Annotated in this window: 1 protein-coding gene; it reads right to left on the bottom strand. The window is 51.6% G+C overall.

What is annotated here, in order from left to right; genetic code table 11:
* Window positions 1–682 (bottom strand): penicillin-binding transpeptidase domain-containing protein (locus ACWHAR_RS27705; RefSeq protein WP_452088518.1); only part of this gene is annotated, 682 nt, incomplete at both ends.

Raw genomic sequence — 682 nt, 5'->3', positions numbered from 1 at the left:
TGCCCCGTAGCACACGTTTGCTGGTTCTGTGCCTTTCACAAAATATGTGTAATGCTTAGCGGCGCAGCCGGGACCTGATGAGTAGCCTGTTTCCGGATCAATGTACACACCGGTTACGCCTTTTGGCGGCTTGAACGCGGTTTCCGGTTCGCCTTTGAGCGCGTCCTCCATGAAGTCCGCCCAAATGGTTTTAGCATAGCTTTTTTCTTCGACCGAGTCGATGGTGCTGTTTTTGTCATAGCCGGTCCAAACACCGGCGGCCAGCTTCGGATTGAAGCCAATCATCCAGCTGTCTGCGCTGGTGGTTCCTGATTTTCCGGCATACGTTCTTGTCAGGCGGTTGGCTATCGTTCGCCCCGTAACCGACGTATATCCATTTAAATCGGTATCAAACATGCCTGTCATCATACTCGCTGTGACAAAAGCGGCTTTTTCATCAAGCACCTGTTTATGCTGATTCGGGTTTTCGTACAGCACGTGGCCGGCTGCGTCCGTTACTCTTGAAATAAAAGTCGGTTCGATTTTCTTTCCGCCATTTGCGAGCATGGCATAGGCGTTGACCATCTCAATCGGACGTACGGGTTCGGTGCCGAGTGCCAGAGACGGCAGTGCTTGAAGATGGGCGGTAATGCCGAATTCCTTTGCCGTCTTTACAAGTTTGTTCGTGCCGAGAAAAAGATGC

This window comes from Bacillus sp. LR--39 (assembly GCF_053613335.1).
This window is presented reverse-complemented; position numbering and strand designations above follow the sequence as displayed.